This is a genomic window from Comamonas sp. (assembly GCF_009360615.1).
Taxonomy (GTDB): Bacteria; Pseudomonadota; Gammaproteobacteria; order Burkholderiales; family Burkholderiaceae_C; genus Comamonas.
The window spans coordinates 62,449-86,419 of the sequence record NZ_SPEY01000004.1; the positions used below are offsets into that span (position 1 = coordinate 62,449).

The following is a 23,971-nucleotide window of genomic DNA, read 5'->3' on the forward strand; positions in this document are numbered from 1 at the left end:
TTCAGGCCCGCTGCAGCTGCGGCAGCCGCCCACGTACGGACGACCGGCTCACAGGCCCCTCACCCAGCTTGAAGGCCGATACCTCGGCCATCAGACGGGCAGCCTGCTCGCGCAGGCTGGTCGCGGCAGCGGCCGACTGCTCGACCAGGGCGGAGTTCTGCTGCGTGGCAACGTCCAGCCCGGCCACGGACTGGTTGATCTCGGCAATGCCCCGTCCCTGGCTCTGCGATGCGCCGCCGATCTCGTCGATGATGCGCGCCACCTTGCCCACGGCATCCAGCAGCTCCTGCATGGTGGCTCCCGCATGCGCCACCTGCTGCGATCCGCTGCCCACCTGGGTCACGGAGTCCGTGATGAGCTGGCGCACCTCCTTGGCGGCCTCGGCCGAGCGCTGTGCCAGGCTGCGCACTTCGGCCGCCACCACGGCAAAGCCCCGGCCCTGATCGCCGGCACGCGCGGCCTCCACGGCGGCATTCAGCGCCAGGATATTGGTCTGGAAGGCAATCGAGTCGATCACACCGATGATGTCCACGATCTTGCGCGAGGCGTGGCGGATGCCTTCCATGGTCACCACCACCTGCTGGAAGGCCGCACCGCCACGCTCGGCCACGCCGCGCGCCGACTGTGCCAGATCGCCCGCGCTGCGCGTGGCCTCGCTATTGGCCTGCACGCTGTCCGTCAGCATCGACAGCGATGCCGCCGTCTGCTGCAAGGCGCTGGCCGCGTGCTCGGTGCGCTGACTCAGGTCCTGGTTGCCCTGGGCCACTTCGGAGCTGGCCACGGAAATCGAATCGGCGGCCTGGCGGACGGCCCCCACCATGCGTTCCAGCGACGAGACAAAGCGGTTGAAGGCCGAGGCCAGCGCCCCCACCTCGTCATGGCTCTCCACCGGCATGCGACGGCTCAGATCCCCATGACCGTCGGCAATGTCCTCCAGCATGCGCGCCGCGCGTCCCACGGGGGCCGCTATCGCCCGGCTCACCAGCCAGATCACCACCAGGCCGATGCCTCCGCCCACGAGGCCGGCCACGGCCGAAGTCAGCGCAATGGTGCGGCGCACGCCGCCCAGCACCTGGGCCTCGGGCAGCTCGGCAATCACGTACAGGTCCAGCTCGGGCACATAGGAGGACGCGATCAGCTGCCGGCCCGACGGCGCGTCGTACAGGGCATGGGCAAAGCGCTCACGGTTCAGCAGCGTGGCGCTGAGTGCGCCGCTGAAGCCGGGCTGGTCCTTGAGCCAATGCTTGCCGTCCGCCAGCGCCGGGTCGCGGTGCACGAGAATGCTGCCGTTGCCGCGCACCAGGGACACCGAGCCGGATTCGCCCACCTGGTAGGCGCGCACGGCCTGGGCCAGCCCGTCCACCGACAGGCCCAGGCCCGCAATGCCCTGCCTGCCCCGGCCCGCATCGAAGCGGACATTGATGAACAGCATGTAGGCTCCGGAGCCGACGTCCTTGTCGATCTCGAGCACCTGAGACTTGCCGCCGGCCAGCATGTCGTAGAACCAGTGGTCGCCCTGGCCCCTGGGCGCCAGTCTGCGCGTCAGGCCCTGCTCGCCGAAATACCGGCCCGTGCTGCCCGACACCCAGAACACCGACGAAGCCCCGGCCTGCTGCTTGACCGCCTGGGCATGCCTGACCCACGCCGTGATGCCCGCTTCGGGATCGCCCGCAGCCTCCCAGTCCAGCACGTAGCTGTTGGCGGCCAGGGATCGGGCCATGGCCAGCGGCATGCCGATCTGGTGCAGGATGTCGTTGCGGATCTCCCCCACCACGGCCGGCAGCTCCTGCCCCACCACGCGCTCGCGCAAGCTGGCACCTGTCAGCACCAGCCCCAGCGTCGTGGAAATTGCCACGAACAACAGCAAGCAGCTCACCATGCTGGCCATGAGCTTGGTGCGTATCGACAGGTTGCGAAATGCGTGCATGGGAGACCCTCTTCTGACCAGCTGTAAGCAAGTGTTCGTTCAAGGGGCGGCATCTTCTCACGCATGCCGGGCGTGCATCTCAGGGACTTCCTCAGCGCGGCCCCGCTCCGGGGTCCGGGCAGGCCATCGGCAACAGTTACAGAGCCGCCGACGGCATTATTAAAAGCCTTCTAGAATCGCGTAGCAGACAGCGTTTTAAGCTACATATTTAGAAGCAACCAGTGCTGGCTGCACCTGACATTCATACGATTTTCATTATTGTCACTATCACCCATGACATACTGCGTCGCCCTCAAGCTCAACGCCGGCCTGGTGTTTCTGTCCGACTCCCGCACCAATGCCGGACTCGACCAGATCAGCACCTTCCGCAAGGTCATGCTGTACGAGCAACCGGGCGAACGCTTCATGGTGCTGCAATCGGCAGGCAATCTGTCCATCACGCAGTCGGTACGCGAGCTGCTGGAGAGCTTTCAGCTGCACGACACGACCACGGACGAGATGCTGACCATCTGGAATGTGCGCAGCATGTTCGATGCCGCGCGCGTGCTGGGCGCGGCCGTGCGCCATGTGCATGAGCGCGAGGCCACGGCCCTGCAGCGCGCCGGGGTGGACTTCAATGTCTCCATGATTTTCGGCGGCCAGATCCAGGGCGAGCGCATGCGCCTGTTCCAGGTCTATTCGGCGGGCAACTTCATCGAGGCCACGGGCGAGACGCCCTACTTCCAGATCGGCGAATCCAAGTACGGCAAGCCCGTGCTGGATCGCGTCATCACCTCCGAAACCCCGCTGGACGAGGCCGCAAAGTGCGCGCTGGTGTCCATGGACAGCACGCTCAAGTCCAACCTCTCGGTGGGCCTGCCGCTGGATCTGATCGTCTACGAGAACAACCGCTTCGCCACGGACCGCATTGTCTGCCTGGACGCCGACAATCCCTATCTGCGCATGCTGCACGACAGCTGGGGCGAGCGCCTGCGCCATGTCTTCGACAGCATCGACGACCCGGCCTGGGACGGCGGCCAGACCGATACGCCGATTCGCATCCACAGCCCGCGAGCCCATCCGCTGGTCAAGGTCGGTGCACCGGCTGCCTCGCGCTCGGCCCATGGGCTGGGTGCAGGCAACAGTCCGCCCGCCGCACTGCGCCAGCCCGTGGTGCCGGCTCAGGCGGGCCTGAGCATGGCCGATGAATACCAGCGCCTGCAGAGCGCCGAAGAACAGGCACGCATGCAAAGACAGGCGGCGCTGTCCAGGCGCTAAACTGATCGACGCATCCAACGCCCCCATGGGGCGTTTTTACTGTCCAGCCCGTTCAGCGCCATGTCCCAGCCCACTGCCACTGCCAGTACGACGAACACCCTGCCCGTGGTCTTCGCGCATGCCAACAGCTTTCCCATCGGCACCTACCGCCTGCTGTTTTCACTGCTGCGTCAGCGCGGCATCGAGGCCGGCGGTGTGCAGCGCTTCGGCCATGATCCGCAGCGCCCCGTCACGAACCACTGGCCGCACCTGGTAGACGAGCTGATCGAATACACCGAGCAGCAGGTCGAGCGGCACGGCCGGCAGGTCTATCTGGTGGGCCACTCGCTGGGCGGCATTCTGAGTTTCCAGGCGGCCTCCAAGCGCCCCGATCTGGCGCGCGGCGTGCTGCTCATCGACTCGCCCCTGCTGGGCGGCTGGAAGGCGAACGCCGTGGGCCTGGCCAAGCAGACGCAGATCGTGGCCTCGGTCTCCCCCGGCAAGATCAGCCAGCGCCGGCGCACCACCTGGGCCAGCAACGAGGAGGCGCTGGAGTATTTCCGCGGCAAGAAGGCCTTTGCCCAGTGGCACCCGCAGGTGCTGCAGGACTATGTGCAGCACGGCCTGGAGGACGACCAGGGCAAGCGCAGCCTGCTGTTCAGGCGCGAGGTGGAAACCGCCATCTACAACACCCTGCCCAGCAATCTCAACAACCAGCTCAGGCGTCACCCCGTGCGCTGCCCGGTGGCCTTCATCGGCGGTCGCTCGTCGGTGGAGATGCGCCAGGTGGGCATGGAGATGACGCAGCGCATCACCCGCGGGCGCATCACCATGCTCGACGGCGGCCATCTGTTCCCCATGGAGCGGCCCGAGGCCACCGCCGCCGCCATCGAGGCTTCGCTGCTCAATATGGAGCAGACCATTCTGCAGAAATCCGCTGGCAGCATCCATAAATAGATAGCTTGTACCGCCTGCCGTATCTGAATTTCAGCATCAAAACCATCTGAAATTCAATAGAAACAAGCGCTGGCAGCTATGAAAAAAGCCGCTTGCAATCACGCAAGCGGCTTTTTTGCGAACAGCGCCCAGTCGTTCAATGGTGCCAGTCCACGATGCCGGTATAGGCCGTCACCAACACGATGACGCCGAAAACGATGCGGTACCAGGCAAACGGCACAAAGCTGTTGGTGGAGATAAAGCGCAGCAGCCAGCGCACGCACAGCCAGGCGCTGATGAACGAGAAGATCAGGCCCACGGCAAACAGCGGCACATCCGCCATGGACAGCAGCGCGCGCTCCTTGTAGAGGCTGTAGACGCCCGCACCGATCAGCGTGGGCATGGCCAGAAAGAACGAGAAGTCCGTGGCCGCCTTGCGCGACAGGCCCATGAGCATGCCGCCAATGATGGTGGAGCCGCTGCGGCTGGTGCCGGGCACCAGGGCAAAGCACTGCACCAGGCCGACCTTGAGCGCATCGAGCGCCGTCATATCGTCCACCGACTGCACGCGCGTGGCGGCCGCGGGACGGTTCTCGGCCCAGAGAATCACGAAGCCGCCCAGGATGAAGGTGGTCGCCACGATGACCGGCGTGAACAGATGCTCCTGCACGTATTTGCCAAACAGCAGCGCCAGCACCACGGCAGGCAAAAAGCCGATGAAGACGTTGAGCGCGAACTTCTGTGCCTGGCGGCTGCTGGGCAGCTCCACCAGCGTGTCGCGGATCTTCTGCCAGTACACCAGCATCACCGCAAAGATGGCCCCTGTCTGGATCGCAATCTCAAACACCTTGGCCTTGCCACCGACAAAACCCATCAGCGAACCGGCCAGAATCAGGTGGCCGGTGGAGGAAATCGGCAAGAACTCGGTCAGCCCTTCCACAATGCCCATGATGGCGGCCTTGACCAGCAATAAAGTATCCACGCGAATCGTCCTTTGGATGCAGGGTTGAAGCAAAGCCGCCCATTATCCGCTCCCCGTTTTCGCATTCGCGCCCACAAGCCCTTTTCCGGCCGCCGATCGACAGACAATCGCAAACTTTTACAAGACACGGTCGACGCTTCTGGGCAAAGTCACGCGCTTGTGCTGCAATAGCTGCGCGCCGGTTGTCGGCGTTTTTTCAAAAATCACACCATCATGAAAAAATTTGTGGTCCTGGCTATCGTGTCCCTGGCCTGCAGCATGAGCATGGCTGCCAGCGACAAACCCAAAACCGCCCAGCAGCAGCTCATGGGCACCTGCAATACCGAAGCCACTGGCAAGAAGGGCGATGAACGCAAGGAGTTCATGAAGTCCTGCCTGTCCGACGGCAAGAAGCGTCAGCAGGAACGCATGAAGAGCTGCAATGCCGACGCCACCGGCAAAAAAGGCGACGAGCGCAAGGCCTTCATGAGCGAGTGCCTGAAGAAGGACTGAAGGGCCTGAGCGGCTTTGCCGCTTCCGCGCCGCGCGCAATGCACAAAGCCACCGCGAGGTGGCTTTGTGGTTTCAGGCGGAGGCAGTTGCCAGGGCCGTTCGCCGGGCGCGGCGTTTTTTCCACCAGATGACGACGCCGGTGATGGACAGCATGGCCACCATCACGCCGACCACCGATATCAGCACACGCCCGAAGGTGCCCAGGATGCGACCGCTGTGCAGCGGCAGCTGCAGCTGCACAAAGACATCGGCTCCCGTGCCGTGCCAGGGGCGATAGCTGCCCAGCACCTCGCCGCTTTCCGAGCTCACATAGACATTGGACAGCCCCATGCCCATGGCCCCGGTTTCGTCGTCGGGATCGAAGAAGGACACGTTGTAGAACGGGAAATCCCCGCCATACCAGACACCTCCGGCCTCGGTCTTGATGCCCAGTTGCACCGCCTCCTTGCGCGCGATCTCGATGGCCGTGGCAAAGCCGATCTTCGGCGCGATAAAGCTGCCGAAAGGTGCAGGCTTGAGCGTCTCGTAGGGGCCGGGCGTGGTGGTCGAAACCTTGCTCATCACGGGGTAGAACACCTCGCGGTAGAGATTGATCGAGAACGAGGTAAAGGCCACGATGACGATCACGCCCCAGATCCACAGCCCGCCGGCGCGGTGCAGATCGAAATTGAGCTTGTAGGCACCGGCGCTCCAGCGTATGCGCCAGGACGGCATCCAGCGCGCCCACCAGGACTTGCCGCCAGCCTTGGCGGGGGCATCCTGCGCCCCGGCCGAAGCCGCCTTCTTCTTCACCGGCAGGGTCAGCACCAATGCCCACAAGCTGTCGGCCAGCCACAGCAGCGCGAGACCACCCATGAACCAGTAGCCCCAGCGGTTGTGGCCCGCAAACGTGGGACTGAGCAGGCTTTCATGCAGATGGCGCAGCCAGGGCATGAGATTGCGCCAGCCCAGGACCAGGCTCTTGGAGTCGCGGTGGCCGGTGATGGCTCCCGTCACCGGGTCCACGAACACCGTGTTGTAGCCCAGCACATGCGGCTTGCCCGTGACCTGGTCCACCAGCGGGCGCACCAGAAAGGAAGCCGCTTCTCCCTCGCGCAGGCCCAGGCTCATATAGGAGATCTCGACGCGCGCATCGGCCGCCTGCACGGCCTGGGCCAGTTGCAGCGGCGTCTGCAGCGGGCCGCGTCCCGGCGTGTGCAGCATGTCGACGTTGAGCCAGTCGTCGATTTCATGATCCCACGAGAGCACCGCTCCCGTGAGACCGGTCATGACCAGGAAAGCCGCGAGAAACAGGCCGACCCAGCGATGAACCACGGTCCACAGCGCGCGCATCAGAAGTCCACGCTGGCGGTCAGGGAGAAGGTACGCGGCGCGCCCTGGACCAGATAGCCGTTGGTGGCATAGCCACCGACCGAGGCCCAGTAGTTGCGGTTGGCCACGTTGTCCACACGTGCATTCAGGGTCACCAGCTTGCCGCCGACGTCCATCAGGTATCGGGCGCCCAGGTCAAAGCGGGTCCAGGCCGGCACGCGCTGGGTATTGCCGGCATTGGCGTACTGCGCGCCGGTATACATCAGCCGTGCGTTCAGTGCCAGGCCACGCATGCCCGGCACATCCCAGTCAGCGCCGATATTGGCCTGGCTGCGGGGCACGCCCACCACGCGCTTGCCATCATTGGCACCACTCGCCGTGGTCACGTATTTGGCGTCCAGCAGGGTCAGGCCGCCGAGCACGCGCAGGCCCTTGACGGGCTCGCCGAACACATTGAACTCCAGACCGCGGTTGCGCTGCTTGCCGAACACGCCATAGACATTGTTCTCCACATAGGCGCTGGGCATGCTGGTGGTGAAGAAGGCCGCGCTGGCACCGATCTTGCCGCCGTCGTATTTGAGGCCCACCTCCTTCTGGCGCGAAACATAGGGAGCGAACACCTGGCCCGCATTGCTGACGACCTGGCCAGCGTTGGTCATGGGCGCGCTGCCGCCCTTGGCCAACCCTTCGATGTAGTTGGCGTAAGCCGACACCTCGGGAGTCAGCTTGAACACCAGGCCTGCCACCGGCGTCACGCGGCTCTTGTCGTAGCTGCCCGAGCTTGCGCCCGTCGTGGCATCGAAGCCGTCGACCTTGATGCTCTGGTAGCGCATGCCCACCGTCAGCAGCAGGCGCTCGTCCATGAAGCCCAGGGTATCGGCCAGCGCCAGGCTGCTGGTCTTGATGCGTTCGGTCTCGCGCGGGCTGCCCAGGATGCCGCCCAGTCCGTTATAGGCAGGCGCAGGCAGGGCCACCGGGTTGTAGATGTTGTTGCTCTGGCCGGTTGCATAGTTGTAACCCCAGGCATTGCGCTCGCTGGAATCGAAGGCCGACAGCGAAGCCACCACCGAATGCTTGACCACGCCGGTCTCGAACTTGCCGCGCACACCCAGCTCGCCGGTCTTGACGCGGTTCCTGCGCGTGTTGTCGAAGCGGTTGACCACCGCATCGCCGGCCGCGCTGGACAGCGTCAGGCCCGACAGCGCGTTGTCCTCGCGGCCCCGGCGCATGCCCACCGCGGCCCAGCCGGTCCATTGGTCGTTGAAGTCGTACTCCCCGCGCACGGTGCCGAACAGGTCGCGGCTGTTGGAGTAGGTCCAGGGCTGGGCGTAGTTGGTCTTGCTGTCAGGAGCTGCCGGAATGGGCAGATTGCCCGAAGGGGTCAGCGAGGGACGCGGCGCCGTCAGCTTGTGCTCCTGCCAGCCCAGATCGGCCGACAGGCGTGCACGGCTGCTGCGCCAGTCCAGGCCCAGCGAACCGACCGTGGTGTGGACCTTCTCACCGCTCACGCCGGTGCCGCCGCTGCGACGCGCAAGATTCAGACGCATACCGGCTGCATCATCGGGGCCGAAACGGAGGGCCACATCGGCTGCGGCATAAGCCTGCCCGCCGCTGGCGCCACCCAGGGTGACACGATTGAGCGGCTCGTTGCCGGCGCGCTTGGGCACCACATTGATCAGGCCGCCCAGACCGCCGCCGCTGACGCTGCCCGCACCCGCGCCGCTGAGAAAGGCATTCGCTCCCCGAAACACTTCCACGCGCTCCACGAACTCCGACGCCATGTATTGGCGCGGCACCAGACCGTACAGGCCGTTATAGGCCACATCATCGGAATACAGCACAAAGCCGCGCACAAAGTAGGCCTGCTGGAAATTGCCGAAGCCGCGCGCCGAGCGCACGCCCGCATCGTTGAGCAGCACGTCGCCCACGCTCTTGGCCTGCTGATCCTGAATCAGATCGCTGGTATAGCTGGTGGCGGAAAACGGAGTCTCCATCATGTCCTGGTTTCCCAGCACGCCGACACGCGCGCCGCGCGCCACCTGCCCGCCCGCAAAAGGCTTGGCCAGACCCTCGGCCGAAGCATCGGCGCTGGCCTCCACGGTCACGGTCTGCAAGGCAGCTTCTGATTCAGTGCTGGAAGTCTGGGCAAAAACAGTCTGCTGGCTGCACAGTGCGAGGGCAGCCAGGGAAATCGGGCGCAGCAGGAACATTTTTAATGTTATTGAGAATGATTTTCAGAATCGTTAATTCTATTAATCAATCTCCTTGCGGATGCCAAACACCCTGAAATCTCAACGGGATCTAAGGCAGGCTGCAAGTCCTGAAACTGCTGCGTGGTATGTGTGCGCGCACAAACAAACACAAGCAAAACCAGTACCCCACTCACACCTGTGAAGATGCAACTGGCTCCCGTGTTTGTTCACTTCGTCGCAAAGCGCTGGTCGGCAGCAGGCCCGGCTTGCACAGTCATGTGCAAGCACCAGGAGCCAGCCATGACACTCACACCTCTGATTGCCTTTCACATGGGTTGCGCCATCGCAGCCACCTTGACCGGAGCCATTGCACTCTGGGCCAGGCGCCAGGCCGGCCCGCTGCCCTGGGTGCACAGAATTGCAGGCCGTGGCGTTGTGCTGCTCATGCTGGCCACCGCCATCTCCGCGTTGTTCATACGCGACTTCAGTCTGCCCAACTGGGCAGGCTTCACGCCCATCCATCTGCTGATCCCCGTGACGCTGGGTGGCCTGGCACTGTCCTTCTGGCATCTGGCCCACCAACGCATCGGCCAGCACCGCAGCGTCATGCGCAAGCTGTACTTCGGCAGCTGCGTGGTCGCCGGGCTGTTCACGCTGCTTCCCGGCCGCCTGCTCGGCAATCTGCTGTGGCAAGGACTGGCCTGATCCCCGCATTCATCCCAAGCACTACAAGGAAAAGACATGAACCCGATCTCTGAAGACGCTCTGCACCAGCAGGCACGCCGCCGCGCCGGCATGAAGCTGGGCTGGTATATCCATGCTGCGGTTTATGCCGCAGTGAATCTGGGACTGATGACCCTGGCTCTGAGTCAGGGACGGCACTGGGCCGTCTATCCGGCTCTGGGCTGGGGTCTGGGCCTGCTGATGCATGGCGCCGTGGTCTGGCTGCTGGCCCCCGGCAGTCCGCTCTTTCAGCAACTGCTGGAGCGCGAGCTGAAAACGCTGCAGCGCAGCGAAAAGCGCTAGTTGCCGGATCCTCCATCACCTACCATGCCTGTCATGTCCATGTTTGCGCCCGCACCCCTGCTTCGTCACGCCGGTATCACCATGGCTGCCTGCCTGCTGATCGCCGCGGCCCTGACCGCTCTGGGCCAGGGCCTGTGGGATGTCAACCTCGCCTACTCGCTGGCCATAGGCCTGATCAGCTGGCTGAGCATCGATCTGCTCAGGCTGCGCTGGCGCGAGTCCGACCAGATCCCCTGGCCGCGCGGCATGCGCGGCATGGCCGTGGTGCCGCTGGGAATTGCAGCAGGCCTGGTTCTGGGCAATCCGCTGGGTAGCCTCTATGTTCAGCAGTTCCATCCCGAACTGTCCGCCGCAGGCAGGCCCTCGCTATGGCTGCCGTTTGCCATCACGATGGCGACCAGCATTGCCATGTCCTGGGGCTTTTATGTGGTGGGCAAATCGCGCCACCTGCAAATGCAGGCAGAGCAGGCCCAGCGCCAGGCCGCCGAAGCCAGGCTCAGCCTGCTGCAGGCCCAGCTGGAGCCGCATATGCTGTTCAACACCCTGGCCAATCTGCGCGTGCTGATTGCAAGCGATGCGCCACGTGCCGAGCAAATGCTCGACCATCTGATTGCCTACCTGCGTGCCACGCTGGCCGGCTCGCGCAGCGGCACCCACAGTCTTGCCATGGAATTTGCTTTGCTGACCGACTACCTGGCCCTGATGCAGATCCGCATGGGAGACAGACTCACCTACTCCCTGACGCTACCCGCCGATCTGGCCGGGCTGCCTGTGCCGCCCCTGCTGCTGCAGCCGCTGGTGGAGAACAGCATTCGCCATGGACTGGAGCCCCAACTGGCCGGCGGCCACATAGCCGTTCAGGCCGGAATGCTGGATGACAGCCACCTCCTGCTCAGCGTGCATGACAATGGCCTGGGCCTGGGCCTGGGCCTGGGCCTGGGCCTGCCCGTGCTGCCTGGCCAGCCGCCCTCGGGCTCAGGCTTTGGCCTGCAGCAGATTCGCGAACGCCTGGCCAGCCGCTACGGCAGCGCTGCCCGCTTCGACCTGACAGCAGACAGCGCAGGCGGAACCAGGGCCTGCCTCGTATTACCCCTGAAGCCCCAGCCATGAACACCAGCCCGCCGCGCGCCCTGATTGCCGAAGACGAACCGCTGCTGGCCCTGGCATTGCAGCAGCTGCTGGGCCAGCTCTGGCCGCAACTGCATGTCGAAGCCCGTGTGGCCGACGGCATCAGCGCCGTGCATCAGGCGCTGGAGCGGCTGCCCGATCTGCTGTTTCTGGACATTCGCATGCCCGGCCAGACGGGGCTGGAAGCCGCCGCCGAAATCGCGGATGCCTGGCCCGAAGAGCAAGCGCTGCCGGCGATTGTCTTTGTCACCGCCTACGACCAGTACGCCTTGGCGGCCTTCGAGGCCTGCGCCATGGACTATGTGCTCAAGCCGGTGCAGGCGGCGCGCCTTGGCCAGACCGTGCAGCGCCTGCAGCAGTGGTGGCAGCAGCGCCAGCCGGTACAGGGCACGGACCTTGCCATGCACAATCACCGTCAGCTCGAGCAGTTGCTCAGGCTGCAGCAGCAACTGCTGGGGCAGGCCCCCGCCGCACTGCAGATCATTCAGGCCAGCGTCGGCAACCAGATCCATATGGTGAGGGTGCAGGACATCATCTACCTCGAAGCTGCCGACAAATATCTGCGCGTGCTGACGGCCGGTCAAGAGTATCTGATCCGTACACCGCTCAAGGAGCTGCTGCCGCAGCTTGACGCGCGCGAGTTCTGGCAGGTCCATCGTGGCACCGTGGTGCGGGCGCAGGCCATCGCCAGCGCCCAGCGCGACGAGTCGGGACGACTTAGCCTGCTGCTGCGCGACCGCCCTGAAAAACTGGCCGTCAGCCGGCTCTACGCCACGCGCTTCAGGGCGATGTAGCCAGCTCCATCACATCCTGCCAGTCCACACCCTGCATGGCATCCCAATGCGCGACGATGACGCAGCGGGGCCGCGCCGGATGCCTGAGCCCGGCGGCCATGGCCGCCAGCGCATGCTGCACATAGCGCTCGGAGGGCTTGTCCAGTGCCGCCAGCGGCTCGTCGATCAGCACCAGCTCGGCACCGCTGGCCCAGCCGGCAGCCATCCACAGCTTGCGCTGCGTGCCCGATGACAGGGCCTGCAGCGGCTTGTGCAAGTGCGGCTCCAGCCCGAAGCCCTGTACATGCCGCCCGAACTGCTCTTGCGACCAATGCGGATACAGCGTGCGCTGCAAAGCCACCCAGCCGGCCGCGGGCATCTGGCTGCGAACTTCGTCGAGCGGCTGACGCGGATCCTGCCAGAAGCAGGAACCGGCTGCCAGGCGACCGTCGTCGGCAAACGCATAGCGCAGCACGCCCGTGCGCAGTGGCAACTGCCCGGCCAATGCCTTGAGCCAGCTGGTCTTGCCCGTGCCCTCGTCGCCTTGCAGCAGACACAGTCCGGCATGCCAGCAATGCGAGGCCTCATGAGCCACTACCCGGCCCGGGTAGCCGAAGCTCACCTGCAGAGCCTGCACCATGCACAGCGACTCGCAGCCATCGTCGAGTTCAGAATTCATAGCTGACAATGCCTTGTATATATATGTCTACGGCTGATTTTGACCAAAGAACCCACAGCCATGCGCGAAGCAAGGCACAGGCACAATGGCGTCCCTCTCAATAGCGCGCAATATGCCATGGCTCTGGATTATCTGGAATTCGATTACAGCGAAGATGAAGAAGGCACGGGCACCTGGGACGCCATGGCCAGCGTCAAGGCCGAGCGCGTGCCGGCTTTGGCCGGCGAAATCGAAGCCCTGCTGCGCTGGGCCAGCCAGAAGTTTGCGGGCCGCCAGGGGCCCCTGGAAGACGGCAATGACTGGGACTATGACCTGCAGGCACAGGACGATGACGGCGAGCCCCTGAGCGCCCGCTTCGACAGGGCTTCAGGCAAGCTGGAGCTGCAGGCCTCGGCCACGGGCCGCACCACGGTCAACCTCTGTCTTTCGGGCTCCGCGCAGTTCGGCGATGCACTGCGCCAGGCCTTTGATCTCGAAGCCTGACATCCAAGCCTGAGTCTGCAGCGCCTGAAGCTTGAAGTCGGATGCGCGCTGTGCACAATGGATGGCTCCAAGCGATCTGCGAAGGCATGTCCATGACCGAGCGACTCTCTGCCCCGTTTGTCATCGAGCAATTCTTCAAGGCACCGCGCGAGCTGGTCTACGCGGCCTTCACGCAAGGCGAGCACCTGAGCCACTGGATGCGCCCGCCCGGCATGGTGATGACGCAATGCGAAGTAGATGCACGCGAAGGCGGCAGCTTTCATTACGGCATGCGCGCCGAGGCCATGCCCCAAGCGCCCGCCATGTGGGGCAAATGGAGCTTCAGGGAATTGAAAGCGCCCGAGCGCATCGTCGTCGTGGTGCAGTTCAGCGATGCCGCTGGCGGCGTCACGCGCCATCCGATGGCGCCGCAATGGCCGCTATATACCCTGTCGACCACCACGCTAAGCGAGGAAGCCGGCGGCACGCGCCTGCATCTGGAATGGCGCGCTCTCGATGCCAGCCCGGTCGAAGAAGCGCTGTTCGACAGCTCGCATGCCAGCATGAAAATGGGCTGGAGCGGCAGCATGCAGTTGCTGGCCGGATATCTGGCCAAGGTACAGGCGGCCTCTAGTCAGCCGTTTTCTGCCTAGCGATCCATATCCTGGCGCTGCCTGGGCGGCTCGGCCGCATTCCTGCGGCTGGCCCCTGCACGCCCGGCCTTGCTCCACTGATAGTCCACTCCGTCAGGAGTCTTGCCATCCTCGACCGCAGACACGCCCACAGGCCCGACCATATCGCGCAGCTCCGACGAAATCACCACATGGGCATGGCGCTCGTCCTTGCGCAGGTGCTGGCACAGGGCCAGCGCCTCGCTCATCTGCGCATCGGAGAAGGCCCGGCATTGCGGCTGCCAGACCGGTGTCTGGGCCTCGGGCTCGGAATTGCGCAGGTAGAAAACGGCGATGCTCATGGTTTGATCTTCACAATAGGACAGCAGCGGTTGTAACCCAGACGGCAAGCCTGCATGGTGCGCTCACTCTTTGTGCGAGCCTGCATCCAGCGGCTGCCAGCGCCCCGCCACATTCTTGAGCAAGGTGTTCACGGCCGTCAGCCTGCGGTTTCTGACGCTGTTGAGGCTGTTCTGGGCGCTGAGCACCGTCGTCTGGGCCGAGAGCACATTCAGATAGGCCACGATGCCGGCCTGGTACTGGTTGTTGGCCACGGTCAGCGACTTCTGCGCTGCGGCCAGGGCCTCGGTCTGCACCTGCTCCTCCTGGGCCAGATTGACGGCGGCGACCAGATTGTCCTCCACCTCCTGCAGCGCCGTCAGCACGGTCTGCTTGTAGGTGGCGGCATTCAGGTCCAGCGTGGCACGGGCCGACTCCACGGCCGCCGAACGCGCGCCGCCGTCAAACAGGCTCATGGCCAGCGCCGGTCCCAGCGACCAGAACAGATTCGGTGCATTGAGCAGATCGGAGAGCACGGAGTTGCGGTAGCCGGCCGATGCCGACAGGGTCAGCGAAGGGAAATAGGCCGCGCGCGCCACGCCGATCTGCGCATTGGCCATGGCCACTCGGCGCTCGGCGGCCGCAATGTCGGGCCGCCTCTCCAGCAAGGTGGAGGCCAGCATCTCAGGCACTGCGGGCGGCGTCGGCAGGTGGCCGGTGACCGGCAGGCTGAAGTTGGCCGGAGCCTTGCCCAGCAAGGCCGCCAGCGCATGCTCGTACTGGGCCCGCGTGATCCTGGCCTCGAGCAGGCTGGCCTGGGTGCTCTTGTACTGGGACTGGGCCTGGGCCACGTCGGCGGAAGACACCACGCCCGCCTGATAGCGATTCTGCGTGAGCTTCAGGCTTTGCTCGTAGGCTTCCAGGCTCTCCTGCAGATACTTCATCTGCGCCTCGGCGGCACGCAGCGAGAAATAGGTCTGGGCCACCGAGGCCTGGGCCGAGAGACGGGCCGCAGCCAGATCGTCGGCACTGGCCTGGGCCGAAGCCCGGCTGGCATCCACCGCGCCCGAGAGCTTGCCCCAGAGATCCAGCTCCCAACTGGCGCTCAGGCCCAGCGAGAAGTTGTTGTTGATGCTGCCGCTGCGCGCCACGTTCTCGCCGTTGGTATTGCTGTAAGTGCCGCCGCCGGTCAAGGCACGCGAGCCGCTGCCCGTGGTGCTGAGCGTGGGCAACTGCGCGGCGCGGCTGCTGGCGACGGCCGCCTGGGCCGAGCGCAGACGGGCCACGGCCTGCTCCACGCCGGGATTGCCTGCGGCTGCCTCCTGCTGCAACCGATCCAGCGTGCTGTCGCCATACACCCTCCACCATGGGTCGGGCACCGCAAGGGGCTCGCTGGTCGCCGAGCCCTGCGCCGGCAGCCAGACGCCGAACTGCGCGGCCTCGGGGGTCGCCTCCTTGAAGCGGACCGGCACCTCGAGCCGGGGTGGCTGATAGGCGGGCTGGGTGGAACAGGCCGCCAGCGCCAGCGCTGCGGCAAGCGGCAACAGCCGCGGCATCCAGCGAGGCAGCACTCGGGGAGAATTCTTCATAAATGTGAGCTGCTTACGATTACCCTTATTGGGCTTCGAGCCGATCTGATTCAAAAACTGTGCTGGCATATTCATCTCACTTCGCCTCAGCCATGGCAGAGGCCTGACCGCCGCGCCTTCCGGTCGGACGGCGCGCCCAGAGGCGCAACACACTGCGGCGCACACGGTCCAGCAGCACATAGACCACGGGCGTGGTGTAGAGCGTGAGCAACTGGCTCAGCAGCAGGCCGCCCACGATCGCAATGCCCAGGGGCTGGCGCAGCTCGGCACCGTCGCCCCGGCCCAGGGCCAGGGGCAGCGCGCCGAACAGGGCCGCCATGGTGGTCATCAGTATGGGGCGCAGGCGCAGATGGCAGGCCCGATAGATGGCCTGGGCTGCCGTGGCATGACCGCCTTTCTCGCGCTCCAGCGCGAAGTCGATCATCATGATGGCGTTCTTCTTGACCAGCCCGATCAGCAGGATCACGCCGATGAAGGCGATCAGCGAGAACTCGGTCTTGAACCCCATCAGCGCCAGCAGCGCCCCCACGCCGGCCGAGGGCAAGGTGGACAGAATCGTCAGCGGGTGGACCAGGTTCTCGTAGAGGATGCCCAGCACCAGATAGATGGTGATGATGGCCGCGAGGATCAACAGAGGCTGGCCCGCCAGCGCCTGCTGGAAGGCCCCGGCCGAGCCGCTGAAGCTGCCGCGAATGGATACAGGAACGCCCAGCTCCAGCATGGCATTGCGGATCGCGTCATTGGCCTGCGACAGCGAGACATCGGGTGCCAGGTTGTAGCTCACGGTGCTGGCCGGCGTGCCGCTCTGGTGCTGCACGGACAGCGGCGTGGTCGAAGTGGTGATCCTGGCAAAGGCCGTCAGCGGAATCTGCTGGCCCGCGCTGTTGACAAAGAAGAAGCCGCGCAGCGTCTCCGGGCTCTGCAGATACTGGGACGAGGCCGTCATCACCACGCGGTACTGGTTGAGCGGGTTGTAGATCACGCCCACCTGGCGCTGCCCGAAGGCGTCGTTGAGCGTGTTGTCGATCTGCGCCACCGTCAGGCCCAGGCGCGCGGCCTGGTCGCGGTCGATGACCAGCCTGGTCTGCATGCCGTTGTCCTGTACGTCGCTGTTGACATCGGTCAGCTCCGGCAGGGTGGACAGCACCTGGCGGATGCGCGGCTCCCACAGGCGCAGCTCGGCCGTATCGTCGGCCTGCAGCGTGTACTGATAGGAGGACATGCTCTGGCGCCCGCCAATGCGCACATCGCTCTGGGTCATCATGAACAGGCGCGCGCCGGGTTCGTCCTTGAGCTTCTCACGCAGTCGGTTGATGACCTCGTCGCTCGACACCTTGCGCTCGGCCATGGGCTTGAGCGACATGAACATATTGGCCGAATTGGCCTGGCCGCCGCCGGTAAAGCCGGTCACATACTCCACGGCCGGGTCCTGCTGCACCACATCGAGAAAACGCTTGATGCGGCGCTCCATGGCCTGGAAGGAGGTGGACTGGTCGGCCCGGATGAAGCCCATGACGCGGCCCGTGTCCTCGCTGGGCATGAAGCCCTTGTCGATGGTCTGGTAGAGATGGATGTTGAGGCCTATGACCGCCACCAGACTGAGCAGCACCACGGGCTGATGGCGCAGACCCCAGGCCAGGGTGCGGCGGTACAGCGCCGTCACGCGCGCCTCGAAGCGATCCATGGCCAGCGAGACGCGCAGCCAGAAGGCATCCCAGCGGCGCGTGAACGGGCGCCGGGCACGTTCGGCGCGGCGGCGCTCCTCTTCGGCGGGCGTGCGCAGCAAGGCCGCACACATCATGGGCGTGGTGGTCAGCGAGATGACCATGGAGACCAGAATCGCCGCCGACATGACCACGGCAAATTCACGAAAAAAGCGCCCCACGATGCCGGCCATGAACAGAATGGGCACGAACACCGCAATCAGCGACAGGCTCATGGAGACCACGGTGAAGCCGATCTCGCGCGCGCCTTCGATGGCCGCCTGCATCGCGGATTTTCCGCGCTCCATGTGGCGCATCACGTTCTCCAGCACCACGATGGCATCGTCCACCACAAAGCCTGCGGCCACGGTCAGCGCCATCAGCGAGAGATTGTCCAGCGTGTAGCCGCACAAATACATGATGCCGAAGGTGCCCATCAGCGAGGCGGGTACGGCCACGGCCGGGATCAGCGTGGCACGCAGCCGGCGCAGAAAGACGAACACCACCATGATGACCAGTGCAATCGAGATCAGCAGCGCGTTCTGCACCTCCTTGACCGAGGCGCGCAGCGTGGGCGTGCGATCCGAGATCACCGTCACCTCGATGGCCGGATTGATGGAGGCCCTGAGCTGGGGCAGCATGGCGCGCACCTTGTCCACGGCCTGCAGGATGTTGGCGTCGGGCTGCTTGAACACCTGCAGCAGCACGGCGGGCTTGCCGTTCATCACGCCGTAGTTGCGAATGTCCTGCACGGAGTCGGTGACATCGGCTACATCGGACAGGCGCACGGCATTGCCGTTGTTCCAGCGCAGCACCAGGGGCGCGTATTCGGCGGCGGTGCGGGCCTGGTCGTTGGTCGCCACCTGCCAGTAATGGTCTTCGCGCTCCACGGCGCCCAGGGGGCGGTTGGCATTGGTGGCGGTAATGGCCGTGCGCACGGCATCCAGCGATACGCCATTGGCCGCCAGACGCACCGGATCCAGCTCCACGCGCACGGCCGGCAGCGCGCCGCCGTTGATCGATGCCTGGCCCACGCCTTCCACCTGGGCCAGCTTCTGTGCCAGCACCGTGGAGGCCGCGTCGTACATCTGGCCGCGCGTGAGCGAATCCGAGGTCAGCGCCAGAATCATGATGGGCGCGTCGGCCGGGTTGACCTTGCGATAGGTCGGGTTGCCCGGCATGCCCGAGGGCAGCAGCGTGCGCGCCGCATTGATGGCGGCCTGCACGTCATGGGCGGCGCTGTCCACCGTGCGCGTCAGATCGAACTGCAGCGTGATCCGCGTGCTGCCCATGCTGGAGCTGGACGTCATCTCGTTGACGCCTGCAATCGCGCCCAGGGCGCGCTCCAGCGGCGTGGCCACGGTGGCGGCCATGGTGTCCGGTGCCGCGCCGGGCAGGCTGGCGGTCACCGAAATCGTCGGATAGTCCACCTGGGGCAGCGGCGCCACCGGCAGCAGAAAATAGGCCACGCCGCCCACCAGGGCCATGCCGATGGTCAGCAGCATGGTTGCAATGGGCCGGAAGATGAAGGGCGTGGAGATGCTCATGGACGCGCCCCGCTCTGGCCGCCATCGCCTGCCTCGCCCATGACTTCGGCTTCGGAATGCGGCACATGCTTGACGGCCGGCAGACCACGGCGGGAGCGCCAGCCCTCGGCCCAGCGCTCAAAGGTCAGATAGATCACGGGCGTGGTGAACAGGGTCAGCAGCTGGCTCAGCAGCAGGCCGCCCACCAGGGTCACGCCCAGCGGCTGGCGCAGCTCGCTGCCCACGCCCGTGCCCAGCATCATGGGCAGGGCGCTCAGCAGGGCCGCCAGCGTGGTCATGAGGATCGGGCGGAAGCGCAGCAGACAGGCCTGGTAGATGGCATCGCGCGCATTCATGCCCTCCTCGCGCTGGGCGTCCAGCGCGAAGTCGATCATCATGATGGCGTTCTTCTTGACGATGCCGATCAGCAAGATGATGCCGATGATGGCGATGATGTCCAGATCCAGCCCCGCCACCAGCAAGGCCAGCAGCGCCCCCACGCCCGCCGACGGCAGGGTGGAGAGAATCGTGATCGGGTGAATCGTGCTCTCGTAGAGCACGCCCAGCACGATGTACATGGTGATGATGGCGGCCAGCACCAGCAGCAGGGTATTGGACAGCGAGGCCTGGAAAGCCAGCGCCGCGCCCTGGAACTGCGAGTCCACCGACAGCGGGATCTGCCCTTCGTCGCGCAGCTGCCCGATGATGGCCTGGGCCGCCTCCACCGCATGGCCCAGCGACACACCGGATGCGGTGTTGAACGAAATGGTGGCCGCAGGCAGCTGCCCCACATGGTTGACGGCCAGTGCCATCGGGCGCTCGCTCACCGTGGCAATCGAGGACAGCGGCACCGGCGCTCCGTTGCTGGATGCGGCATAGATGTTCTGCAAGGCCTCGGGCCCGATCTTGAACTGCGGCGCCACCTCCAGCACCACCCGGTACTGGTTGGATTGCGTGAAGATGGTGGAGATCAGGCGCTGGCCGAAAGCGTTGTAGAGGGCCGAGTCCACCGACGAGACCGTCACGCCCAGACGGCTGGCCTGGGCACGGTCGATCTGCACATAGGCCTGACGGCCCTGGTTCTGCAGATCGCTGCTCACATCCAGCAACTGGGGCAGTTGCTGCAGACGCTCCACCAGAATTCGGGTACTGGCCGTGAGCTGGTTCATGTCCGGCGAGGAAAGCAGCAACTGGTACTGGGTGCGGGCCTGGCGGTCTTCTATCGTCAGGTCCTGCACGGGCTGGGCATAGAGGCGGATGCCGGGCACGGCCTGGGAATCGTCGGCCAGGCGATTGAGCACCACCGGCAGGCGGTCACGCTGGGCATGGGGCTTGAGGTCGATCTGAATGCGGCCGGTATTCAGCGTGGTATTGGTTCCATCGACGCCGATAAACGAGGAGATGGAAGCCACAGCCGGGTCCTTGAGCAATTGCTCGGCCAGCGCCTGCTGGCGCTCGGCCATGGCGGCAAAGGAAATGGACTGGTCGGCCTCGGTGGTCGCGGCAATCGTGCCCGTATCCTGCTCGGGGAAGAAGCCCTTGGGCACGACGAAGTACAGCAGCACCGTGACCACCAGCGTGGCAATGAACACCAGCCAGGTCAGCTTGCTGTGATCCAGCACCCAGGTCAGCATGCGGCCGTACTCGGCAATCACCTTGTCGAAAAAGCGCGCGACCGCAGCGCTGAACCCCCTGGACTGCGCCGGGTTCTTCTCGCCCTCAGGCCGGTGGCGCAGCAGGCGCGCGCACAGCATGGGCGTCAACGTGAGCGACACCACGGCCGAGATCAGGATCGCCACCGTCATGGTGATGGCGAACTCGTGGAACAGGCGACCCACCACATCCCCCATGAACAGCAGCGGAATCAGCACCGCGACCAGGGAGATGGTCAGCGAGATGATGGTGAAGCCGATCTGCTTGGCCCCCTTGAGCGCGGCCTGCATGGGCGGCTCGCCCTTTTCCACATAGCGGGCGATGTTCTCGATCATCACGATGGCGTCGTCCACCACAAAGCCCGTGGCGATGGTCAGGGCCATCAGGGTGAGGTTGTTGATGGAAAAGCCCGCCAGGTACATGACACCGAAGGTGCCTATCAGCGACAGCGGCACCGCCACGCTGGGAATCAGTGTGGCCGATGCGCTGCGCAGGAACAGGAAGATCACCATCACCACCAGGGCGATGGCCAGGGCCAGCTCGAACTGCATGTCCTTGACCGAGGCGCGAATGGTCAGGGTGCGGTCGGTCAGCACCTGCACGTCGATCGATGCGGGCAGGGTCTCCTTGAGCTGGGGCAGCAGGTTCTTGATGGCATCGACCGTGTCGATCACGTTCGCGCCGGGCTGACGGCGGATGTTGAGGATCACGGCCGACTTGGAGCCGGTCTCCGGCGTGCCCGACCACGCAGCCAGCCGCGTGTTTTCAGCGTCGTCCACCGTCTGTGCCACATCGGAAAGGCGCACCGGGTTGCCGTTCTTGAAGGCGATGATCAGGTTGCGGTACTCGGCCGCCGACTGCATCTGGTCGTTGGCGTCGATGGTGGATGCGCGGTTGGGGCCGTCAAAGCTGCCCTTGGCGGTCTTGACGTTGGCCGCCGAGATGGCGGTGCGCACATCGTCCAGGGTCATGCCGAAACTGGCCAGCGCTGCCGGGTTGGCCTGGATGCGCACGGCCGGGCGGCGCGCGCCGGCAATGGCCACCAGCCCCACCCCCTTGACCTGGGAGAGCTTGGGCGCCAGACGGTTCTCCACCAGGTCGTTGATCCTGATGACGGGCAGCGAAGGCGAACTGATGGCCAGCGTCAGCACCGGCGCATCGGCCGGATTGACCTTGCTGTAGAGCGGCGGCATGGGCAGGTCACCGGGCAGCAGATTGGTGCCCGCGTTGATCGCGGCCTGCACCTGCTGCTCGGCCACGTCCATGGACATATCGAGCGCAAAGCGCAGACTGATGACCGATGCGCCACCCGAGCTGGTCGAGGACATCTGGTCCAGGCCCGGCATCTGGCCGAACTGGCGCTCCAGCGGTGCCGTGACGTTGGAGGTCATCACATCGGGGCTGGCCCCCGGATACAGGGTGGTGACCTGAATCGTGGGGTAATCCACCTCGGGCAGGGCCGAGATGGGCAGCAGGCGGTAGGCAAGAATGCCCGAGATCAGCACCGCCACCATCAGCAAGCTGGTGGCGATGGGCCTGAGAATGAAGAGGCGCGAGAGATTCATGATGGCCGCAGACTCAGGCTATGCTCAGCGCCCCGTGCCGCCGGCTGCCGTACCGGTCTGGCCGTTGGCCTCGCGCTCGGCGCGCAGTTTCTGGAAGAAAGCGCGGCGCTCCTCGGGGGACAGGGCCTCCAGCCTGGCACGCTGCTCGGGCGTCAGCTGGGGACGGTCAGCCCGGCCCTCGGCTCTTTCGGCTCGGCCCTCGCCGCCGTCACCACGCTCGGCGCCGGCCTGGGGCCTGGCCTCGTTCGCTGCGGCAGGCTTGGCATCCGGCTTCGCATCGGCCTTGGCGTCCGGCCTGGAGGCACTGCCCTGCGCCTCACGCGGCTGATCGCCACGTGCGTCCGCGCCACGAGGCCCCGGGCCTGAGCCCGCATTGCCGCCATTGGCACCGCGCTCGGCGCGCAGCTTCTGGAAGAACTCCTTGCGCTCCTCGGGCGTCATCCTGGCGACTTTTTCGCGCTGCTCGGGGCTGAGGTTGCGCATCATGCCGCGCGGCTGGTTGGCGGCATCCTGCACGGCCTGATCGACCTTCTTGACCTTCTCGGCGTCCACCACGGTCACCTGGGCGCCTTCGCGCAGGCGGTCAATGCCGTCGGTCACCACCTTGTCGCCGGGCTCCAGCTCGCCGCGCACGCTGACGTAGTCACCGTCCGTCACCCCCACGGTGATCTTGCGCTGGGTGACGGTGTTGTCAGGCTTGACCAGATAGACATAGTTGTTCTGCACCGCATTCGCAGGCACGGCCAGTGCCTGATCAAGCTGGCGCAGTTGCAGCTTGACGTTGACGAACTGATTCGCAAACAGACTGCGCTCGGCATTGTCGAAGGAGGCCTTGGCCTTGACCGAGCCCGTGGCCGTGTCGATGGTGTTGTCCAGCGCATTGAGCTGTCCCTTGGCCAGCATCTGCTTTTGCTCGCGGTCCCAGAGCTCGACGGGCATGACCTTGCCCTCGCGCAATTGCCGGGCCAGCGTGCCGACATGGGTTTCGGGAATCGAGAACACGGCATCGATCGGGCGAATCTGGCTGATCGTCACCAACCCATTGACATCGGAAGGGTTGACCACGTTGCCGAGATCGGCCTGGCGCAGACCCAGACGGCCCGAGATGGGAGCCGTGATCCGGGTGTAGCTCAGCTGCAGTCGGGCCGCATCGACCTGGCCCTGGTCCGCGGCCACCGTGCCCTGCAGCTGGCGCACCAGCGCGGCCTGGGTATCCACCTGCTGGCGGGCGATAGAGTCCTGGGACTGCAGCTCCTTGTAGCGCTGCAGATCGAGCTGCGCATTCTTGAGCTGGGCCTGATCGCGCGCCAGGGTGCCCTGTACCTGCGCCAGCGAGGCCGCGAAGCTGCGCGGGTCGATCTCGGCCAGCAACTGACCGGCCTTGACTTCGTCACCTTCCTTGAAGTGCAGCTTGAGCAGCTCTCCCGAGACCTTGGCCCGCACCACGGCGGTGGCGCGGGCATTCATGGTGCCGATGGCGCTGACGAGCACGCGCATGTCACGCCGCTCCACCACGCCGACGCTGACGGGCTGGGCCTGGCCCATACCGCCGGGGCCGCCCGGCCCCATGCGACCATTGCGTCCGGCACGTGCACCGGGCCCGCCCGCTCCCTGTTTGGGAGCGGTAGCCGAAGACGCATCGCCGCTTGCACCCTGTTTTTGCGTATACCACCAATAGCCACCGCCAGCGGCTGCCAGGGCGAGCACCACGCTGGCAAGCAAGGCGGGCCGGACCTTGCCCTGCTGTAGAGGATGACGATGGGGGTGCAGATTGGATGTGCTGGACATGGTTGAGCGCAGGAATTTCGAGCCTGAATTGGCGCCAATGGTATCCAGTTGCA

At 65.2% G+C, this 23,971-nt stretch carries 19 protein-coding genes; 9 read left to right on the plus strand and 10 right to left on the minus strand.

Going from position 1 to position 23,971, the window contains the following annotated elements; genetic code table 11:
• Position 1 precedes the first annotated feature (1 nt).
• Complete coding sequence (locus tag E2583_RS00855; RefSeq protein WP_291592273.1) at positions 2 to 1,927, minus strand: methyl-accepting chemotaxis protein; 1,926 nt, start codon at positions 1,925 to 1,927, stop codon at positions 2 to 4.
• 273 nt (positions 1,928 to 2,200) lie between these two features.
• Here E2583_RS00855 and E2583_RS00860 point away from each other — a divergent pair, with 273 nt between their 5' ends.
• Both E2583_RS00860 and E2583_RS00865 read left to right on the plus strand, forming a co-directional pair.
• Positions 2,201 to 3,184 (plus strand): proteasome-type protease, encoded by a 984-nt coding sequence (locus E2583_RS00860; RefSeq protein ID WP_291592275.1) that lies wholly within the window; start codon positions 2,201 to 2,203, stop codon positions 3,182 to 3,184.
• Positions 3,185 to 3,244: 60 nt separating this feature from the next.
• The gene (locus tag E2583_RS00865; protein ID WP_291592276.1) at positions 3,245 to 4,120 is read left to right on the plus strand and encodes an alpha/beta hydrolase; all 876 of its coding nucleotides are present in this window, start codon (positions 3,245 to 3,247) and stop codon (positions 4,118 to 4,120) included.
• A 136-nt stretch (positions 4,121 to 4,256) separates the two neighbouring features.
• Here the strand turns inward: E2583_RS00865 and E2583_RS00870 are convergent, their stop codons facing one another.
• A complete protein-coding gene (locus E2583_RS00870) occupies positions 4,257 to 5,081 on the minus strand; it encodes an undecaprenyl-diphosphate phosphatase (RefSeq protein WP_043374335.1) in 825 nt (274 codons plus the stop codon).
• A 213-nt stretch (positions 5,082 to 5,294) separates the two neighbouring features.
• Between E2583_RS00870 and E2583_RS00875 the strand changes: the two genes are divergently transcribed.
• Positions 5,295 to 5,573 carry a PsiF family protein gene (locus E2583_RS00875; RefSeq protein WP_043374337.1) on the plus strand — a complete coding sequence of 93 codons (279 nt, stop codon included), beginning with the start codon at positions 5,295 to 5,297 and terminating at the stop codon, positions 5,571 to 5,573.
• Between the two features lie 72 nt (positions 5,574 to 5,645).
• On the opposite strand, the gene E2583_RS00880 is transcribed toward E2583_RS00875, so the two are convergent.
• Both E2583_RS00880 and E2583_RS00885 read right to left on the minus strand, forming a co-directional pair.
• The gene (locus E2583_RS00880; protein ID WP_291592281.1) at positions 5,646 to 6,905 is read right to left on the minus strand and encodes a PepSY domain-containing protein; all 1,260 of its coding nucleotides are present in this window, start codon (positions 6,903 to 6,905) and stop codon (positions 5,646 to 5,648) included.
• A complete protein-coding gene (locus E2583_RS00885) occupies positions 6,905 to 9,094 on the minus strand; it encodes a TonB-dependent receptor (protein ID WP_291592283.1) in 2,190 nt (729 codons plus the stop codon). The genes E2583_RS00880 and E2583_RS00885 overlap by 1 nt, the downstream gene beginning before the upstream one ends.
• A 282-nt stretch (positions 9,095 to 9,376) precedes the next feature.
• Between E2583_RS00885 and E2583_RS00890 the strand changes: the two genes are divergently transcribed.
• The 4 genes from E2583_RS00890 to E2583_RS00905 are packed head-to-tail and all read left to right on the plus strand — an operon-like array spanning position 9,377 to position 12,024.
• On the plus strand, positions 9,377 to 9,781 hold the full coding sequence (locus E2583_RS00890; protein WP_291592285.1) for a DUF2306 domain-containing protein: 405 nt from the start codon (positions 9,377 to 9,379) through the stop codon (positions 9,779 to 9,781).
• A gap of 36 nt (positions 9,782 to 9,817) precedes the next feature.
• The gene (locus E2583_RS00895; protein WP_291592287.1) at positions 9,818 to 10,102 is read left to right on the plus strand and encodes a 2TM domain-containing protein; all 285 of its coding nucleotides are present in this window, start codon (positions 9,818 to 9,820) and stop codon (positions 10,100 to 10,102) included.
• Positions 10,103 to 10,126: 24 nt separating this feature from the next.
• The gene (locus E2583_RS00900; RefSeq protein ID WP_291592290.1) at positions 10,127 to 11,212 is read left to right on the plus strand and encodes a sensor histidine kinase; all 1,086 of its coding nucleotides are present in this window, start codon (positions 10,127 to 10,129) and stop codon (positions 11,210 to 11,212) included.
• The gene (locus E2583_RS00905) at positions 11,209 to 12,024 is read left to right on the plus strand and encodes a LytTR family DNA-binding domain-containing protein (RefSeq protein WP_291592291.1); all 816 of its coding nucleotides are present in this window, start codon (positions 11,209 to 11,211) and stop codon (positions 12,022 to 12,024) included. Before E2583_RS00900 ends, E2583_RS00905 begins: the two co-directional genes overlap by 4 nt.
• On the opposite strand, the gene E2583_RS00910 is transcribed toward E2583_RS00905, so the two are convergent.
• Positions 12,011 to 12,682 carry an ATP-binding cassette domain-containing protein gene (locus E2583_RS00910; protein WP_291592293.1) on the minus strand — a complete coding sequence of 224 codons (672 nt, stop codon included), beginning with the start codon at positions 12,680 to 12,682 and terminating at the stop codon, positions 12,011 to 12,013. The two genes, E2583_RS00905 and E2583_RS00910, sit on opposite strands and share 14 nt — an antisense overlap.
• Positions 12,683 to 12,799: 117 nt before the next feature.
• Here E2583_RS00910 and E2583_RS00915 point away from each other — a divergent pair, with 117 nt between their 5' ends.
• Together E2583_RS00915 and E2583_RS00920 are read left to right on the plus strand one after the other, a co-directional pair.
• Positions 12,800 to 13,165, plus strand: a complete 366-nt coding sequence (locus tag E2583_RS00915) for a hypothetical protein (protein WP_043376706.1) — start codon at positions 12,800 to 12,802, stop codon at positions 13,163 to 13,165.
• Positions 13,166 to 13,257: 92 nt separating this feature from the next.
• Positions 13,258 to 13,797, plus strand: a complete 540-nt coding sequence (locus E2583_RS00920) for an SRPBCC domain-containing protein (protein ID WP_291592298.1) — start codon at positions 13,258 to 13,260, stop codon at positions 13,795 to 13,797.
• Here E2583_RS00920 and E2583_RS00925 read toward each other — a convergent pair.
• The 5 genes from E2583_RS00925 to E2583_RS00945 all read right to left on the minus strand — a co-directional run bounded on the left by E2583_RS00925 (position 13,794) and on the right by E2583_RS00945 (position 23,918).
• Positions 13,794 to 14,117 carry a hypothetical protein gene (locus E2583_RS00925; protein ID WP_291592300.1) on the minus strand — a complete coding sequence of 108 codons (324 nt, stop codon included), beginning with the start codon at positions 14,115 to 14,117 and terminating at the stop codon, positions 13,794 to 13,796. The two genes, E2583_RS00920 and E2583_RS00925, sit on opposite strands and share 4 nt — an antisense overlap.
• 63 nt (positions 14,118 to 14,180) lie before the next feature.
• Complete coding sequence (locus E2583_RS00930) at positions 14,181 to 15,758, minus strand: efflux transporter outer membrane subunit (RefSeq protein WP_291592302.1); 1,578 nt, start codon at positions 15,756 to 15,758, stop codon at positions 14,181 to 14,183.
• A gap of 1 nt (position 15,759) precedes the next feature.
• Positions 15,760 to 18,933, minus strand: a complete 3,174-nt coding sequence (locus E2583_RS00935; protein WP_291592303.1) for an efflux RND transporter permease subunit — start codon at positions 18,931 to 18,933, stop codon at positions 15,760 to 15,762.
• The gene (locus tag E2583_RS00940) at positions 18,930 to 22,130 is read right to left on the minus strand and encodes an MdtB/MuxB family multidrug efflux RND transporter permease subunit (protein WP_291592305.1); all 3,201 of its coding nucleotides are present in this window, start codon (positions 22,128 to 22,130) and stop codon (positions 18,930 to 18,932) included. The genes E2583_RS00935 and E2583_RS00940 overlap by 4 nt, the downstream gene beginning before the upstream one ends.
• Before the next feature lie 24 nt (positions 22,131 to 22,154).
• Complete coding sequence (locus tag E2583_RS00945; RefSeq protein WP_291592307.1) at positions 22,155 to 23,918, minus strand: efflux RND transporter periplasmic adaptor subunit; 1,764 nt, start codon at positions 23,916 to 23,918, stop codon at positions 22,155 to 22,157.
• Positions 23,919 to 23,971: the final 53 nt, after the last annotated feature.